The sequence below is a fragment of the Streptomyces sp. VTCC 41912 genome (assembly GCF_045799175.1).
Classification (GTDB): domain Bacteria; phylum Actinomycetota; class Actinomycetes; order Streptomycetales; family Streptomycetaceae; genus Streptomyces; species Streptomyces albulus_C.
Genome location: NZ_JBJMAB010000030.1, coordinates 69,635 through 85,278, shown reverse-complemented (window position 1 = coordinate 85,278; position 15,644 = coordinate 69,635). Strand labels below are relative to the sequence as shown.

Sequence of the window (15,644 nt, the reverse complement as noted above, 5' to 3'; positions counted from 1 at the left end):
CTGCTGCTCAGAGGATCGGCTTCCACATGCGGTAGGCGGTGGTCCGGTAGCCCAACGACCGGTAGAGGCCGAGGGCCGGGACGTTGTCGGCGGCGACGTTGAGCGCCAGGGAGCCGCGGCCCGCGGACAGGGTCTCGCGCTCGGCGACGAGCATCAGGCTGCGGCCGTGGCCCTCGCCGCGGTGCTCCGGCGCCACCCGGACGTCCCGCACGTAGCCGCCGGGCTGCCCGGGCAGCCGCAGGGCGAGCCAGAGGGTGCCGACGTCCCTGCCCTCGTGGGCGAGGACCCGGAGGACCTGACCAGGGGTGGCCGCGCCCTCGGGGAACAGCGCGTCGCGTTCGGCGGCCGTGGTCCGTTCGGCGTGTGCGAGGGGCACTCCCTGGGCGGTCTCCGACCGGATGCGCTCGGCGACCACGGCGTCCCACCAAGACGGGTACTCGGTCTCGGACATCGGCCGGTCGACGCTGCCGTCCGGGAGCCCGCCGGGCCGGGTCAGGGCCCGTGCCATGGTGCGGCTGCGCTCGGTGTAGCCCAGCGCCGCCGAGAGGCGCACCGCGGCCTCGGCGTCCGCGGGCACGGTGACTTCGATCTGCCGGCACCCCCAGCCGCGCAGCACTTCCTCGGCGGCCAGCGCGGCGACCGTGGCCCGGCCGCGGTGCCGGTCGGGCGCATCGACCCCCAGGGCCTCGATCCGGCCGGCGGTGGGCCCGAACCGGGCGTCGGTGGCCAGCTGGATCCCGCCGACCCGGCGGCTGTTGACGCAGATGTCGTAGGGGCGGGACCGGCGGCCGTCGTCGTGTCGTACTTCGGGGCCCGCGGGGCGCAGCGTAGTGGTCACGAGGACTTTCTACTCGCCCGCCCGCGGGCCCGTCACCCTCAGCGGGGGTCGAAGTCCGCGGCTGCCTCCCGGTCGAAGATCCGCATCGCCTCGGCGGTCACCGGGCCCGGCACGTCGGCGAGTTGGCGGTCGTCGATCCGCGTCACGGCCTGGACGTCGCGCAGCGTGGAGGTCAGGAAGATCTCCTCGGCGCTCTCCAGGACGTCCCACGGCAGGTCCGTCTCCTTGGCGCCGGCCCAGGCCACGGTCAGCGCCCGGGTGATACCGGCCAGGCAGCCGGAGGCCAGCGGCGGAGTGTGCAGTTCGCCGTCGAGGACGACGAAGACGTTGGAGCCGGTGCCCTCGCAGAGCGCCCCGACGGTGTTGGCGAACAGCGCCTCGGAGGCGCCCCGTTCGCGGGCGCGGGCGAGGGCGACGACGTTCTCCCCGTACGAGGTGGTCTTCAGGCCGGCGAGGGCACCGCGCTCGTTGCGCGTCCAGGGGACGGTGACCGCGGCGGTGGTGTCGGGGCGCCGGGCGGCCTCGGAGGCCGCGACGACCAGGGTCGGGCCGGCCTCGCCGCGGTCCGAACCGAGTGGGGAGAGGCCCCCGGTGTAGGTGATCCGCAGCCGCCCCAGCGCCATCGGGTTGGCGTCCAGGACGGCCGTGCAGCCGCGTCGCACCTCGTCGAGGTCGGGGGCGGGCAGGCCGAGACCGCGCGCGGAGGTGGCCAGCCGCTCCAGGTGGCGGGTGAGGGCGAAGGCCCGCCCCCGCTCCGCCTTGACCGTCTCGAAGACCCCGTCGCCGACCGTCAGGCCGTGGTCGAAGACCGAGACGCGGGCCTCCCCGGCGTCCTGCAGTTCGCCGTCGAGCCAGATCTTCATCGCTTCAGTCCTCCGCTCACTTCGTGCTCACCGGACGCTACCGCGAGCAGTCGGCGCGCCTTCAACTCGGTCTCCGCCCACTCCCGGTCCGGATCCGAGTCCCAGATGATCCCGGCCCCGGCGCCGAACCTGAGCGCCGGGCCGGCGGGGGCGGCGCGGTCGATCCAGAACGTGCGGATGCCGACGTTGAGCCAGCCGGTGCGCCGGTCGGCGTCCACCCAGCCGATGCCGCCGCAGTAGGGGCCGCGCGGGGCGGTCTCCAGCTCGTCGATGATCCGCAGGGCACTGGACTTGGGGGCTCCGGTGACCGAGCCGGGCGGGAAGGTGGCACCGAGGAGATCGGCCCACGCCGTCTTCTCGTGGGTCTCGGCCAGTTCACCGCGCACGGTGGAGACGAGGTGCACCAGACCGGGGTGCTCCTCCACCGCGCACAGGGCGGGAACGGTGACCGAACCGGTGGCGCACACCCGGCCAAGGTCGTTGCGGACCAGGTCCACGATCATCACGTTCTCCGCGCGGTCCTTCGCGGAGAGGTCCGCGGCGGTGCGACCGGTGCCCTTGATGGGGCCGGACTCCACGGTGCGGTCGTCCCGACGCAGGAAGAGCTCAGGGGAGGCGGTCGCGATCTCGACGCCGTGCGCGGGCAGCCGCACCGTTCCGGCGTACGGCGCGGGGTTGCCCCGGGCGAGGACGGCGGAGAGCGCGTCCACGTCGGCGCGGTCGGGGTCGGGCAGCGGCGCGGTCAACACCCGGCAGAGGTTCACTTGGTAGACCGTGCCGGCCGCGATGTGGTCCCGGATGCGCCGGACGCCGTCCGTGTAGGCGGTGCGGTCCATGGAACTGCGCCAGTCGGCCGGGGCGGGGCCCCGCCAGGCGTCGGGCGCGGGGGCGTCCGCGGCCGTGGCCGGGCGGACGTCGCCGAAGCGGGCGCAGACCACGCCCCCCTCGAAGTCGGCGGTCACCGCCCACCAGCCCGCGGAATCCAGTGCCGCGGGATCGCTGGTCACATCGCGCAGGTCGGTGGCTATCAGGCCGCCGAAGCGGGCCATCGGAGCGAAATCGTGCACGTCAGTGAGTCTATGGCCGGGCACCGTCGATCGCCCGGGCCGAGCGAGCAGCGCAGCACGCTGCACAAACGCGTTTTTGTACTGGCCCAGGAATCCGCTAGAGTTCAACACGTCGCCGGGACACGAAAGCGCCCCGGAGGCCAGGTAGCTTCCCGACCTAGTCAGGGAGAGCCACCCGCGGACGTAGCTCAGTTGGTAGAGCACCACCTTGCCAAGGTGGATGTCGCGAGTTCGAGTCTCGTCGTCCGCTCGATGTGGGGGATCATCCCGAACCCCCTGCACACTCCTGGTGGAGTGGCCGAGAGGCGAGGCAACGGCCTGCAAAGCCGTCTACACGGGTTCAAATCCCGTCTCCACCTCCAAGGACGATTAGCTCAGCGGGAGAGCGCTTCCCTGACACGGAAGAGGTCACTGGTTCAATCCCAGTATCGTCCACTGATCCGGTATCGCCGGATCCCCGCGCGATTAGCTCAGCGGGAGAGCGCTTCCCTGACACGGAAGAGGTCACTGGTTCAATCCCAGTATCGCGCACGCAGTGCCCGCGGTGATCTTCGAGATCCGCGGTCCCGAGGACGATTAGCTCAGCGGGAGAGCGCTTCCCTGACACGGAAGAGGTCACTGGTTCAATCCCAGTATCGTCCACACCGCAGGTCGAGGGCCGGAGCTGATGCTCCGGCCCTCGGTCGTTGTCGCCGGTCGCACCGGGTCGACGGGGGCAACTCCCCCGGGCCCGCCGGTCGTTCCCGAAAAACCCGATGGCCGGGCATCTCCCCAGATGCCCGGCCAATCGTGCCGTCCGCCGCACCCCCGTCCCCACGGGGTTTCGGTCGGAGGTCCCCGTCCCGGGCCGCTCTCCCAGGACCGGGGCGCCCGCTCAGCGCCCCAGCATTCCGACCACGGACGACGCCTGTGTGACGACGGCCTCCCAGCCGCCGAAGACCACGGCCAGGAGGAACGCCAGCGGCAGCACCATGGCGACCGCTATGAGGGGATGGCGGGTACCGGTGGGTCGGCTGCCGCCGAGCGCGTTGGTGGCCCGGTGGCCCCGCGCCCGGAGGGCCGTCCGCCCCGTCGTGTCCGCCATCGCCCTGCTCCCGTCATGATCCGGAGCGGCGGGCGTCTGACCTCGGGGGACGAGTGCTGCACCCGCCGCTTGACCTCAAGCCTAGGCGCGCGGGCGGGGCCGGGCGTCATGCCGTCGTACCGCTTGACCGGCCTCCAGGAGGATGACGGGAGGGGGCCCGGCGTACTCCCCTGGGTGGAGAGGAAGCGCGGCGGCCCCGGGACATCCCTGAGAAGGACGCGAGGGGGCGCTGCCCGGTGCGGGGGCCGGGAGCGCCGATCGTGCGCGAGCGTGATGAAACGGTGACTTCGATCACTCGGTGTGCTGCGCCGCGCGGCGTCCCCGCGCTCGTGACGCAGGGTCCGCGCGCCCCCGGGCCGGTGCCGCCCGTGCACCTTTCACACCGTCAAAGTCCGCTGGGAAAGGGATCTTTGGGGGGCGGTGCGGGTAGCGGAGCCGGGGGCCGGGCGGATTTCCCGCCGTGCGGCGGGGATCGGAACGGCCGCGGGCAATCCGGTTGCCGACGCATGCGCGGCCTCTCAGCACAGCGAGCCGTCAATCCGTAAGCTGTGCCACGTCAGACGGTTGAGCGGAGTGGGGCCTCCCCACCGCAGGCAGGGGACGGACATGGCGATGATGCGGCTCCGACGCGAGGACCCGCGTGTCGTCGGATCGTTCCGGCTGCACCGCCGGCTCGGCGCGGGCGGGATGGGCGTGGTCTACCTCGGCTCGGACAAACGCGGGCAGCGGGTGGCCCTGAAGGTGATCCGGCCGGATCTGGCGGAGGATCAGGAGTTCCGGTCGCGGTTCGCCCGCGAGGTGTCGGCCGCCCGGCGGATCCGCGGCGGTTGCACGGCGCGGCTGGTGGCGGCCGATCTGGACGCCGACCGCCCGTGGTTCGCGACGCAGTACGTCCCCGGCCCCTCGCTGCACGACAAGGTGAACGAGGAGGGGCCGCTCTCCCCGGCGCAGGTCGCCGCCATCGGTGCGGCGCTGTCCGAGGGGCTGCTGGCCGTCCACGACGCGGGCGTGGTGCACCGGGACCTGAAGCCGTCCAACATCCTGCTGTCGCCCAAGGGGCCGCGGATCATCGACTTCGGGATCGCCTGGGCGACCGGTGCCAGCACCCTGACGCACGTCGGGACGGCCGTCGGCTCGCCGGGCTTCCTGGCGCCGGAGCAGGTGCGCGGCGCGGCGGTCACGCCGGCGACCGACATCTTCTCGCTGGGCGCCACCCTGGCGTACACCTGCACCGCGGATTCGCCGTTCGGGCAGGGCAGTTCGGAGGTCATGCTCTACCGCGTGGTCCACGAGGAGGCGCACCTGGCCGGGGTGCCGGACGCGCTGGCGCCGCTGCTCGCGGCGTGCCTGGCGAAGGATCCGGCGGACCGGCCCAGCACCCTGTCGCTGTCGCTGCGGCTGAAGGAGATCGCGGCCCGTGAGGCGCACGGGCTGTCGGGCGGGAACTGGGACCACGGTTCCGGCGGCGAGGAGGACTGGGGGCGCGCCGAACGGCGGCCGGCGGAGCGTCCGTCCGGCCAGCGGGCCGAGGAGTACGCCCGCCAGCGGACCGAGCGGCGGACCGGCGGCGCGTCGGCGCCGCGGCCCCGACCGGCCCGGCCGGCGGCCTCCCGGGACGCGGCGCCCCGCGATGCGTCTGCCCGGGCGCAGGGGCCGGCGTCGGGCACCGGTCCGCGGACCGGTGGGCGGGACGCGGGGCGGGGCCCGGCCTCCCGCCCCACGGGGCGAAACGGTTCGCGTCCCGCGGTGCGCACCGGTTCGGGCGGCCGGCGGCCGGGCCCGGACCGGCGGTTGCTGCGGCAGCGGGTGGTGGTGTTCGTCGTGGTGACGCTGCTGGTGGCGCTGGGCATCGCGGCGGCCCAGGGATGTCAGGGGCCGACCCGCGGGCTCGGTGGGGAACGGCCGGTGAGCGTCGCGTCGTACCACGGCGGTGGCGCGGCCGGCGGGGACGCCCGGCCGCACTGAGGCCGGACGGCCGGACGGCCGCCATCGGGCGGGCGCCGGGGGCTACTCCGGGCGGGACGTGGTGACCGCGTAGAAGGCGACTGCCGCCGCGGCACCGACGTTGAGGGAGTCCACGCCGTGGGCCATCGGGATGCGGACCCATTCGTCGGCGGCGCGCAGCGCACCGGGCGTCAGGCCGCCGCCCTCGGCACCGAGCATCAGCGCAACGCGTTCGAGGTCCTGCGGGACGGCCTCGTCGAGGGCCACCGCCCCCTCCGCCGGGGTCAGGGCAAGCAGTTTGAAGCCCGCCTCCCGCACGACGGCCAGATCGCGCGGCCAGCTCTCCAGGCGGGCGTACGGGACCGAGAACACCGCGCCCATGGAGACCTTCACCGAACGGCGGTAGAGCGGGTCGGCGCAGTCCGGGGAGAGCAGGACCGCGTCCATGCCCAGGGCCGCGGCGCTGCGGAAGATGGCGCCGATGTTGGTGTGGTCGTTGACCGCCTCCATGACCGCGATCCGACGGGCGCCGGCGAGGAGTTCGGCGGCCGGGGGCAGCGGCTTGCGCTGCATGGAGGCGAGCGCGCCGCGGTGCACGTGGTAGCCCGTCACCCGCTCGGCGAGGTCCGGGCTGACCGCGTAGACGGGGGCCGGGACCTCGTCGATGACGTCGCGCATGACGTCGACCCACTTGGCCGAGAGCAGCATCGAGCGCATCTCGTACCCGGCGTGCCGGGCGCGGCGGATGACCTTCTCGCCCTCGGCGATGAAGAGTCCTTCGGCCGGTTCGCGCCGGCGCCGCAGCTCGACGTCGGTGAGGCCGGTGTAGTCGCGCAGCCGCGGGTCGTCCGGGTCATCGACGGTGATGATTTCTGCCACGGGAAGAGAGTGCCTTGTCGGTGTCGAGGAGCGGGTGCCGGGGAGCGGATCGGCTACGGGGCGGGGGTGGCGGGGGCGAGGGCGACCACGTCGCCGATGACGATGACGGCCGGCGGGCGGACGCCTTCGGCCCGTACCGTCGCGCCGAGGGTGGCGAGGGTGGCGTCCACCCGGCGCTGGGCGGCGGTGGTGCCCTCCTGGACGACGGCGGCCGGGGTGTCCGCGGGCCGGCCGCACGCTATGAGCTTGGCCGCGATGGCACCGCTGTTCTCGACGCCCATCAGCACGACGAGGGTGCCGCGCAGCTTGGCGAGCGCGGCCCAGTCCACCAGCGACCGCTCGTCCTCGGGGGCGACGTGGCCGCTGACCACGGTGAACTCGTGGGCGACCCCGCGGTGGGTGACCGGGATGCCGGCGGCGCCGGGGACGGAGATGGTGGAGGAGATGCCGGGGACGACGGTGCACGGGATGCCGGCGTCGGCGAGCGCCTGGGCCTCCTCCATGCCCCGGCCGAAGACGAACGGGTCGCCGCCCTTGAGACGGACCACGGCCTTGCCGGCCTTGGCGTGCTCGATCAGGGCGTTGTTGATCGCCTCCTGCGCCATGAACCGCCCGTAGGGGATCTTGGCGGCGTCGATGACCTCGACGTGCGGCGGGAGTTCGGCGAGCAGGTCGCGGGGGCCGAGCCGGTCGGCGATGACCACGTCCGCCTCGGCCAGCAGGCGACGGCCGCGGACGGTGATCAGGTCGGGGTCGCCGGGACCGCCGCCGACCAGCGCCACGGTGGGGGTGTGCGGGCGGCGGTGGTGCGGGGCGGCGATGCTGCCGTCGCGCAGGCCCTCGACGACGGCGTCGCGGATGGCCGCCGAGCGGCGCGGATCGCGGCCGGTGAGGACCGCCACGGTGACGCCCTCGCTGCGTCCGGTGGCCGGGGTCCAGGCGGTGGCGGCCTCGGCGTCGTCGGCGCGGACGGCCCAGACGCGGCGTTCCTCGGCCTCCTGGGAGGCGGCGGCGTTGGCCTCGGGGTCGTCGGTGGAGATCAGCGCGTACCAGGCACCGTCGAGGTCGCCGGGGCGGTAGCGGCGGCGCTCCCAGCGGAGTTCGCCGGTGTCGGCCATCGCCTCGACGGAGGGGGTGGCGGACGGCGAGACCAGCAGGACGTCGGCGCCGGCGGCCAGGAGGGCGGGCAGCCGGCGCTGGGCGACCTGGCCGGCGCCCAGGACTACCACGCGGCGGCCGGACAGCCGCAGTCCGACGGGGTAGGCGGAGTGTTCGGCGACGGGCTCGGCCATGGTGGTGTGGGCTCCTCGTGCGGTGGTGCGAGTTCGACGCCCGGTTCAGTCGCTGCGACGCCGGAGCGGCTGAGGGGTGGAACGGGCTGGGGAACGTACGGCCCCGGCCCACAGCCTATGGGGCTGCGGGCCGGGGGTCATGCGGGGGCCGGGCGCCCCGGTGTCAGCCCTTCTCGGTGACTCCGGCGGCGTCGAAGGTGGCGACCTCGTGCATGGCGCGGGCGGCGCTCTGCACCACGGGCAGCGCCAGCAGGGCGCCGGTGCCCTCGCCCAGCCGCAGGTCGAGGTCGACCAGCGGGCGCAGGCCCAGCTTGTTGAGCGCCGCGACGTGGCCCGGCTCGGCGCTGCGGTGGCCGGCGATGCAGGCGGCCAGCGCCTCGGGGGCGATGGCCCGGGCCACCAGGGCGGCGGCGCCGGCGCTGACGCCGTCCAGGATCACCGGCGTGCGCAACGAGGCGCCGCCGAGGATCAGACCGATCATGGCCGCGTGCTCCAGGCCGCCGAGGGCGGCGAGGACGCCGATCGGGTCGGCCGGATCGGGCTGGTGGAGTGCCAGGGCGCGGCGGACCACGTCGACCTTGCGGACGTGCGTCTCGTCGTTGATGCCCGTGCCGCGGCCGGTGACCTCGGCCGGGTCGACGCCGGTGTAGACGGCGATCAGCGCGGCGGAGGCGGTGGTGTTGGCGATGCCCATCTCACCGGTGAGCAGCGCCTTGTTCCCGGCGGCGACGAGGTCCCGGGCGGTCTCGATGCCCACCTCGATGGCCTTGAGGACGTCCTCCTGGGTCATCGCCGGGCCCTGGGTGAAGTCGGCGGTGCCGGGGCGGACCTTGCGGGGCAGCAGCCCGGGGGTGGCGGGCAGGTCGCCGGCCACGCCGACGTCGACCACGCAGACCTCGGCGCCGACCTGGTTGGCGAAGGCGTTGCAGACCGCCCCGCCGCCCAGGAAGTTGGCGACCATCTGGCCCGTGACCTCCTGGGGCCAGGGGGTCACGCCCTGGGCGTGCACGCCGTGGTCACCGGCGAAGATGGCCACCGCGGCCGGCTCCGGGATGGGCGGCGGGCACTGGCGGGACAGGCCGCTGAGCTGGGCGGAGATGATCTCCAGCATGCCGAGCGCGCCGGCCGGCTTGGTCATCCGCTTCTGCCGCTCCCACGCCTCGCCGAGCGCCTTGGCGTCCAGCGGGCGGATGCCGGCGAGCGTCTCCTGGAGGAGGTCGTGCGGGTCCGCGCCGGGCAGGGCGCGGCGGCCGTAGGTCTCCTCGTGGACGACCCAGGAGAGCGGGCGGCGCTTGGACCAGCCGGCCTGGAGGAGTTCGGGCTCGTCCGGGAACTCGTCGACGTAGCCGACGCAGAGGTAGGCGACGACTTCGAGGTGTTCGGGCAGGCCCAGTTCGCGGACCATCTCCCGCTCGTCGAAGAAGCTGACCCAGCCGACGCCGAGGCCCTCGGCGCGGGCGGCGAGCCAGAGGTTCTCGACGGCGAGCGCGGAGGAGTACGGCGCCATCTGCGGCTGGGTGTGCCGGCCGAGGGTGTGCCGGCCGCCGCGGGTGGGGTCGGCGGTGACGACGATGTTCACCGGCGTTTCGAGGATGGCCTCGATCTTCAGCTCGCGGAACTGCTTGGCGCGGGCCTTGGGCAGCGACTTGGCGTACGCGTCGCGCTGCCGCATGGCGAGCTCGTGCATCTTGGCGCGGGTGTCGTCGGACCGGATGACGACGAAGTCCCAGGGCTGCGAGTGGCCGACGCTGGGGGCGGTGTGGGCCGCCTCCAGGACGCGCAGCAGGACCTCGTTGGGGATCGGGTCGGAGCGGAAGCCGTTGCGGATGTCGCGGCGCTCGCGGATGACGCGGTGCACGGCGGCGCGCTCGGAGTCGTCGTACCCGGGCGCGGGGGGCGTCGTGGGCACCGGCTCGGCGGCGGGCGCGTCGGCCGGGTGTGCGGCGTCGTCCTCGGCGTGCTCGACGAACTGGGCGTCGTCCTGCGCGTGCGGGCGGGCCTCGGCGGCACCGTCCGCGTCCGCCGTCGCCTCCGCTGCCGGCTCGGCGGTGCCCGCGGCGTCGGCCGGGTCGGTCTGGGCCGGGACGGCGTCGGCGGGCGCTGCGGCCTGCGGGGCCTGGTCGGCGGCGGGCTGCTGCGCGGCGTCGGCGGGGGCCGGCTCGGCGGGGGCCTGGGCCGGGAACTCCACGATGGCGGGCTGCGGCTCCGGCGCGGTGGGCGCTTCGGCCGCCGGCTGGGCGGGGGCCTCGACCTGATCGGAGACCGGCTCCGGGGCGTCGACGGGCTGCTCGCCCTCGGCCGCGGGCTGCGGCGTCGCGTCGGCGCCGGCCGGCTGCTGTCCCTCGGCGGCCTCGACGACCTCGGGGGCGGCGGGCTGCGGCGCTGCGGCGTCCTGGGGTCCGTTCCGGGTCGCCTCTATGCCGGGCTGTTCGGCGGCTTCCTCCGGAGCCGGCGCGGCCTCGGGGGCGTCGGCGGCCTGGGGGGCGGTCTCCGCGTCGGCCGGGGCCGGCTCCGCCTCGGCGACGGGAGCGTCCTCCGGGGCCTGCGGTTCGGCGGCCTGCGCGGCGGGCTCGGGCTGCTCGGCGGGGGCCGGAGCCTCGGTCGGGGCGGCCTGCGCCTCTTCGGCGACGGGCTGCGGTGCCGCGGCGTCCGCGGTCGGCGGTGCCGCGACCGCGACGGCCTCCTCGGGGGCTTCGGCCACCGGCTGCGGATCCGCGGGCGGGTTCGCGCCCTGCTGGGCTTGGGCCGGCTCGGCGGGCGCCGGTGCGGGCTCGGCGGCCTGCGGCTCACCGGTGGTCTCGGGCTGCGCCGCCGCGTCCGGGGCCACGACCGGCTGCTCGGCAACGGGCTCTTCCGCGGCGGGCGGCCGGGCCTCGGACTCCGCGGCCTCCGCGACCTCCGCGGCCTCCTGGGGCACCGCGGCGTCGACGGGCGGCTGCGGGAGCTCGGCATCGGGGGCGTGCTGCGGGACGGCGTCCGCGGCGGCCGGCTCGACCTGGGCCTCGGCGGCCTGCGGCTGCTCGGCACCGGGCTCCGCCGGCTCCACCGGGGCTTCGGCCGGGGCCTCCTGGGCGGCTTCGGGCGCCGCCTCGACGACCGGCGCGGCGGCGTCCGCGGCGGGCGGCGCGTCCTCGGCGGGCACCGGCACCGGCTGTTCCTGCACCTGCTCGACGGGCGCGGGCACGGCCTGGGCGGGCTCGACCGGAGCCTGCTCGGCGGGCACCTGCTCGGCCGGCAACGCGCCGTCCTGGACGGGGAGCTGGGCCTCGGGCACGACCGTTTCCGCACCGGCCGGTTCGCCCGGAACGGCCGTCGGCTCGGCCACGGGCGTCGCCGCGGCCTGCGCGGACGCCTCGCCCCACGGCTGCACCTCGGCCGGCGCGTGCGACGGGATCTCGCCCAGCTGCGGGCCCGGCAACGGTCCCTGGCCGGCGGCCCCGTAGGACTGCTCGGCGAACAACTGGCCCTCGTAGGGCTGCTGGCCGTACGTCGGCAGGGCGGCGGCCTGCTGCTCCGGGTACGCGGCGGCCGCGGCCGGCTGCTCCGGGAACGGCTGGTCGGGCACCGCCTGGGGCTGCGCGGCGGCCGCAGCGTCGTCGGGCTGCGGCCCGGCGGCGGGCTGCGGCTGGGCGGGCTGCTCCGGCACGGGCAGCGGCGCGGCCTGGGCGGCCTCCACCGGGGCGTCGAGGTGTTCGGGGCCGGCGGCCGGGCGGGCGGCCTGTCGGGCGGCCGGCTGGGGCGCGCCGGCGGGCCCGCGGTCGGCGAGCGAACGGACCACGCCACCGGTCGCGTCCGGGACCGGCGGGCCCATGTGGAGCGGGCGGCGGGGCGCGGCGGTCTGCTCTCCGGCGGCTGCGGCCGGCGTGTGGGGCTGCTGGGGGGCGGTGGGTTGCGGGACGCGGACCGCGCCGAGGTCGACGGAACCGGAGTCCCGGCCGCCGCTCTCGTGGTCACCGACCGCGGCGGGCACCTGCTCCGGCACGATCGGCGGCTCGAACGGAGCGGTCTGCTGCGCCGGCACGGCCTGCGGCTGCGGAGGGGCGAGCGTCGGCACCTGTGGGACGCCGTGCTCGCTCCAGGCGCCCTGGGCGCCCGGCATCAGCAGGTCGTCGTCCTCGACGGAGCCCTCGGCCGGGCCGAGGTAGGCGTATTCGCCCGGGTGCTGGGCGGTGCCGGGGTCGACAGGGGAGGGAACGGCCTGGGGCTGCCCGTGATGTCCGCCTGCGTTCTCCGGCTGTCCCTGGCCCGGGACCTGGCCGGTGTCGGTCATGCGTACCCCTCGCCCACTGCTAGTGCTCCTTCCAACCGCTCGTGCGACGCGCCGACCGGTGCGCACCGACGCCCCGATAGCGAGAACGAGCGAGCGCGCCTCCCGGCACGTCCGCCCTCAAGTGCTTCATTTTCGTCCAAAACCACGGCAATTTCCGGATATTGGCGTACGAAGCTGAAAGGGGAACGGCGGCGCAACGATCCGCCAGCCTACCTCGCGCGGGTGGTCTTCCTGGTCACGGGTGAGGAACGCGATAGCCGCTCAGCAAAAACACCACAGAGCGTTCACGTTCGACCCAAACGGAAGTGTCCAGTTCCACGGACTGCAGGAGCGCGCACTCGACTTCGTAGCCGCCGTCGGCGAGGGCCCGACCGAGCGCCTCGGCCTGGTCGCGCGTCGAGGCGTGGGTGACGATCCGTTCGGGACGGCGGGCGGCACAGGCCGTGACCACCTCCGCTCCCCCGGCACCGATCCGCACCACGTCGGGCTCCGGGAGCTCCTCCAGGACCTGCGGCGCCCGGCCCGCGACGGCCTGGAGCTGGACGCCGTGCCGGCGGGCGAGGGCGAGCGCGCGGTCGCAGGCGTCCGGATCGGCGTCGACCGCGATGACCGCGGCGCCGAACCGCGCGGCCTCGACGGCGGCCGCCCCGCTGCCGGAGCCGATGTCCCAGACCAGGTCGCCCACCCGGGGGCCGAGGCGGGCGAGTTGGGCGGTGCGCAGTTGGACGGACTCGCCCTCGCCCAGCGCCCCGCCGTAGGCGCGATCCGGAAGTCCCCAGCCGCGCGGGCCGGTCGGGTGGCCGACCTGGTTGCCAGGGGATCCGGCGATCCATCCGGTGCCCTGGGCGGCTGCGCCGGCCGGCGAACCGCCCACGACGATGACGACGTTGGGGTCGCGCCACATGTGGTCGGCGACCTTGTCCGATGTGAGGACCGTCACCCGTTCCCGAGTGGTGCCCAGGTCCTCGCAGATGACGAAGGTGCGGTGCACGCCGTCCAGGAGGAGGGCGAGTTCGGCGGGGCCGGCGCCGGGCGAGGTGAGCACCGCGACCTTGGGGTGGGCGCGGCAGACGTTGACGGCGCGGCGCAGGTCGCGGCTGTGGGCAACGACGACCTGGGCGTCGTCCCAGGGCATGCCGGCCCGGGCGAAGGCCGCGGCGACCGAGGAGACGGCCGGTACGACCTCGACCTCCAGGCCGTACTCGGGGGCCCGCAGCGTGCGGACCACGCCGAAGAAGCCGGGGTCGCCGTCGGCGAGGACGACGGCCGTGCCGCGGTGCTGGGCGATGCGGCGGGCGGCCAGGGTGACGCTGCCGAGCCGGATCCGTTCGGCGGCCGCCGGGACTTCGGGCAGCGCGAGGTGGTGGGCGGCACCGGCGACCAGGGTCGCGGCGCCGAGGGCGGAGCGGGCGGCGGCGGTCAGCGGAGAGCCGTCCCATCCGATCACCGTGACCCGGTCGGCCATGCTCGTCAGTCTCCTGGGTGCTGGTGGGGGCGTCCCGGGCGGGCGAGGGGGCGGTCGCTTCCGGGGGTGCGGGGGTGCCGGTCCGTGCTGGTCGGGGCGGGCGCGGCCGCCGTCCGGCAGGCCGAGGGTACCCCGGCGGGTGCGGGCGGGAGGTGGTTCGGGGTCAGTTCCACTCGGGGTAGGCGAAGCCGTTCGCGTCGGTCGTCCGGGCGGGGAGTCCGTCGAGGTCCTCGGGGAGCAGGCTCCAGACGATCTGGTCCGTGCGGATGTCGGTCCAGTCGCCGTCGTCCACCCGGGTCCGGGCTATGCAGGCGTTGCGCAGCACGCCCTCGCTGATGCAGCCGATCTTCTGGGCGACCTGCTGGGAGGCGGTGTTGCCGGCGGCGGTGCGCAGCTCCAGGCGTTCGAACTTCTGGTCCTGGAAGAGCCAGCGGGCGGTGGCGAGGGCCGCCTCGGACGCGTAGCCCTCGCCGCGCGCCCAGGAGGCGACGATGTACGAGAGCTCGGTGGAGCGCACCCGCCAGTTGGTGTTGCCGAGTTGGACGACGCCGACCAGGCGCTGGGTGAGGAACTCGGTGACCGCGAGGTCGAGGCCGCGTCCCGCGATCCGTTCGGTGGGCGCGTACGCGGTGATCCAGGTGCGCGCGGCGTCCTCGGTGTAGGGCTGGGGAACCGCGGTCCAGGAGGCGACCAGTTCGTCGTTCATCATCGCGGCCAGCGCGGGGACGTCGTCCTCGTCGAGCGGGCGCAGCACCAACCGGTCCGTGCTGAGGGAGATGTCCGGAAAGGTGGATGTCATGCCGATGCTCCAACGCCGTTGACTGAGGTGTGCTCCGGGACGCCACGGGCCGTGCGCGCCGTGCGGCCCGGGCCGTCCCGACCGTCTTGAATGCACCAGCATGCAGCATCGGCCGGCGGACGTGCCACGCGCCCGCGCCCCGGGCGTGCGGGCCGGCGCGGACGGGCCCGCCAACCAGGCCCGCCCACCCCCGGGAGGGGGTGGGCGGCGGGGAAGAGCCCTACGGGAGCTGCTGGTCAGCCCTTGACCGGACCGAAGGCCGGGATGACCGAGCCGTCCTTGTAGGTGTTCTCGATGAACTTCTTGACCTCGTCGGAGTTGAGGAGCTTGGCGAGCTTCTTGACCCGCGGGTCGTTCTCGCGGCCCTTCTTGACGGCGAGGAAGTTGGCGTAGGGGTTGCCCTGCGCCTTCTCCAGGGCCAGCGCGTCGGTGGCGGGCTTGAGCTTGGCGCCGACCGCGAAGTTGCCGTTGACGACGGCGGCGTCGACGTCGGCCAGGCGCGGCGCGGTCTGGGCGGCCTCCAGCTCGGTGATCTTTATGCCCTTGTTGTCCTTGACGTCGGTCAGCGTGGCGTCGGAGCCGACGCCGGGCTTCAGGGTGATCACGCCGTTCTCGGCGAGCAGCTTGAGCGCGCGGCCCTCGTTGGACGGGTCGTTGGGGACCGAGACGGTGGAGCCGGGCTTGAGGTCGGAGAGCTTGTGGATCTTCTTGGAGTAGACGCCCAGCGGCTCGATCTCGACGTTGACGACCGGGACGATGTCGGTCCCGTTCTCCTTGTTGTAGCTGTCCAGGAAGGGCTTGTGCTGGAAGAAGTTGGCGTCGACCTGGCCGTCGTCGGTGACCTTGTTGGGCAGCTTGTAGTCGTTGAAGACCTTGACGTCCAGCTTCAGGCCCACCTGGGGCGCCAGCTTCTCCTTGACGTAGTCGAGGATCGTGGCGTGCGGGGTGGGGCTGGCGGCGACGACCAGCGGGGCGTTCGTGTCGTTCTTGTCGCTGCTCGCGGTGACGTCGGAGGGGGCGCTGCAGGCGCTCGCGCCGAGGGCGACGGCGGACGCGGCGGCCACGGCCACGGTGATCTTGAGGATGTTACGCACGAAGAGTGCCTCTTTCTTGTGCACACGGAAGTCCGTGTGAGCTGCGCCC

General features: G+C 74.8%; 11 protein-coding genes and 5 tRNA genes. 6 read left to right on the top strand and 10 right to left on the bottom strand.

Annotated elements, in window-relative coordinates:
* Positions 1–7: 7 nt before the first annotated feature.
* The 3 genes from ACJ6WD_RS30930 to ACJ6WD_RS30920 are packed head-to-tail and all read right to left on the bottom strand — an operon-like array spanning position 8 to position 2,768.
* The gene (locus tag ACJ6WD_RS30930; RefSeq protein ID WP_331247837.1) at positions 8–838 is read right to left on the bottom strand and encodes a GNAT family N-acetyltransferase; all 831 of its coding nucleotides are present in this window, start codon (positions 836–838) and stop codon (positions 8–10) included.
* 38 nt (positions 839–876) lie between these two features.
* Positions 877–1,701, bottom strand: coding sequence for an aminotransferase class IV (locus tag ACJ6WD_RS30925; protein WP_233657961.1), 825 nt, complete (start codon positions 1,699–1,701; stop codon positions 877–879).
* Entirely contained in the window at positions 1,698–2,768 is a 1,071-nt protein-coding gene (locus ACJ6WD_RS30920) for a chorismate-binding protein (protein WP_407616987.1), read from the bottom strand. The genes ACJ6WD_RS30925 and ACJ6WD_RS30920 overlap by 4 nt, the downstream gene beginning before the upstream one ends.
* Before the next feature lie 177 nt (positions 2,769–2,945).
* Between ACJ6WD_RS30920 and ACJ6WD_RS30915 the strand changes: the two genes are divergently transcribed.
* The 5 genes from ACJ6WD_RS30915 (at position 2,946) to ACJ6WD_RS30895 (ending at position 3,410) form a co-directional block, all read left to right on the top strand.
* A tRNA-Gly gene (locus ACJ6WD_RS30915) sits at positions 2,946–3,018 on the top strand.
* Positions 3,019–3,056: 38 nt separating this feature from the next.
* Positions 3,057–3,130 (top strand) — tRNA-Cys (locus ACJ6WD_RS30910).
* Between the two features lies 1 nt (position 3,131).
* Positions 3,132–3,203 (top strand) — tRNA-Val (locus tag ACJ6WD_RS30905).
* Positions 3,204–3,227: 24 nt separating this feature from the next.
* Positions 3,228–3,299, top strand: a tRNA-Val gene (locus ACJ6WD_RS30900).
* A 39-nt stretch (positions 3,300–3,338) separates the two neighbouring features.
* Positions 3,339–3,410, top strand: a tRNA-Val gene (locus tag ACJ6WD_RS30895).
* A 232-nt stretch (positions 3,411–3,642) separates the two neighbouring features.
* On the opposite strand, the gene ACJ6WD_RS30890 is transcribed toward ACJ6WD_RS30895, so the two are convergent.
* Positions 3,643–3,852, bottom strand: coding sequence for a hypothetical protein (locus ACJ6WD_RS30890; protein WP_016577615.1), 210 nt, complete (start codon positions 3,850–3,852; stop codon positions 3,643–3,645).
* Between the two features lie 606 nt (positions 3,853–4,458).
* Here ACJ6WD_RS30890 and ACJ6WD_RS30885 point away from each other — a divergent pair.
* A complete protein-coding gene (locus ACJ6WD_RS30885) occupies positions 4,459–5,817 on the top strand; it encodes a serine/threonine-protein kinase (RefSeq protein WP_233657963.1) in 1,359 nt (452 codons plus the stop codon).
* Positions 5,818–5,859: 42 nt separating this feature from the next.
* Here the strand turns inward: ACJ6WD_RS30885 and ACJ6WD_RS30880 are convergent, their stop codons facing one another.
* From ACJ6WD_RS30880 to ACJ6WD_RS30855, 6 genes are all read right to left on the bottom strand, one after another.
* Positions 5,860–6,675 (bottom strand): RNA methyltransferase, encoded by an 816-nt coding sequence (locus ACJ6WD_RS30880; RefSeq protein ID WP_016577096.1) that lies wholly within the window; start codon positions 6,673–6,675, stop codon positions 5,860–5,862.
* 53 nt (positions 6,676–6,728) lie between these two features.
* On the bottom strand, positions 6,729–7,967 hold the full coding sequence (gene cobA / locus ACJ6WD_RS30875) for a uroporphyrinogen-III C-methyltransferase (protein WP_233657964.1): 1,239 nt from the start codon (positions 7,965–7,967) through the stop codon (positions 6,729–6,731).
* Between the two features lie 163 nt (positions 7,968–8,130).
* The gene (cobT, locus tag ACJ6WD_RS30870) at positions 8,131–12,237 is read right to left on the bottom strand and encodes a nicotinate-nucleotide--dimethylbenzimidazole phosphoribosyltransferase (RefSeq protein ID WP_407616986.1); all 4,107 of its coding nucleotides are present in this window, start codon (positions 12,235–12,237) and stop codon (positions 8,131–8,133) included.
* A 235-nt stretch (positions 12,238–12,472) separates the two neighbouring features.
* Positions 12,473–13,702 (bottom strand): precorrin-6y C5,15-methyltransferase (decarboxylating) subunit CbiE, encoded by a 1,230-nt coding sequence (gene cbiE, locus ACJ6WD_RS30865; protein WP_233657966.1) that lies wholly within the window; start codon positions 13,700–13,702, stop codon positions 12,473–12,475.
* 163 nt (positions 13,703–13,865) lie between these two features.
* On the bottom strand, positions 13,866–14,501 hold the full coding sequence (locus tag ACJ6WD_RS30860) for a GNAT family N-acetyltransferase (protein ID WP_020929709.1): 636 nt from the start codon (positions 14,499–14,501) through the stop codon (positions 13,866–13,868).
* A gap of 236 nt (positions 14,502–14,737) precedes the next feature.
* Positions 14,738–15,595 (bottom strand): MetQ/NlpA family ABC transporter substrate-binding protein, encoded by an 858-nt coding sequence (locus ACJ6WD_RS30855; RefSeq protein WP_233657967.1) that lies wholly within the window; start codon positions 15,593–15,595, stop codon positions 14,738–14,740.
* Between the last annotated feature and the right edge of the window lie 49 nt (positions 15,596–15,644).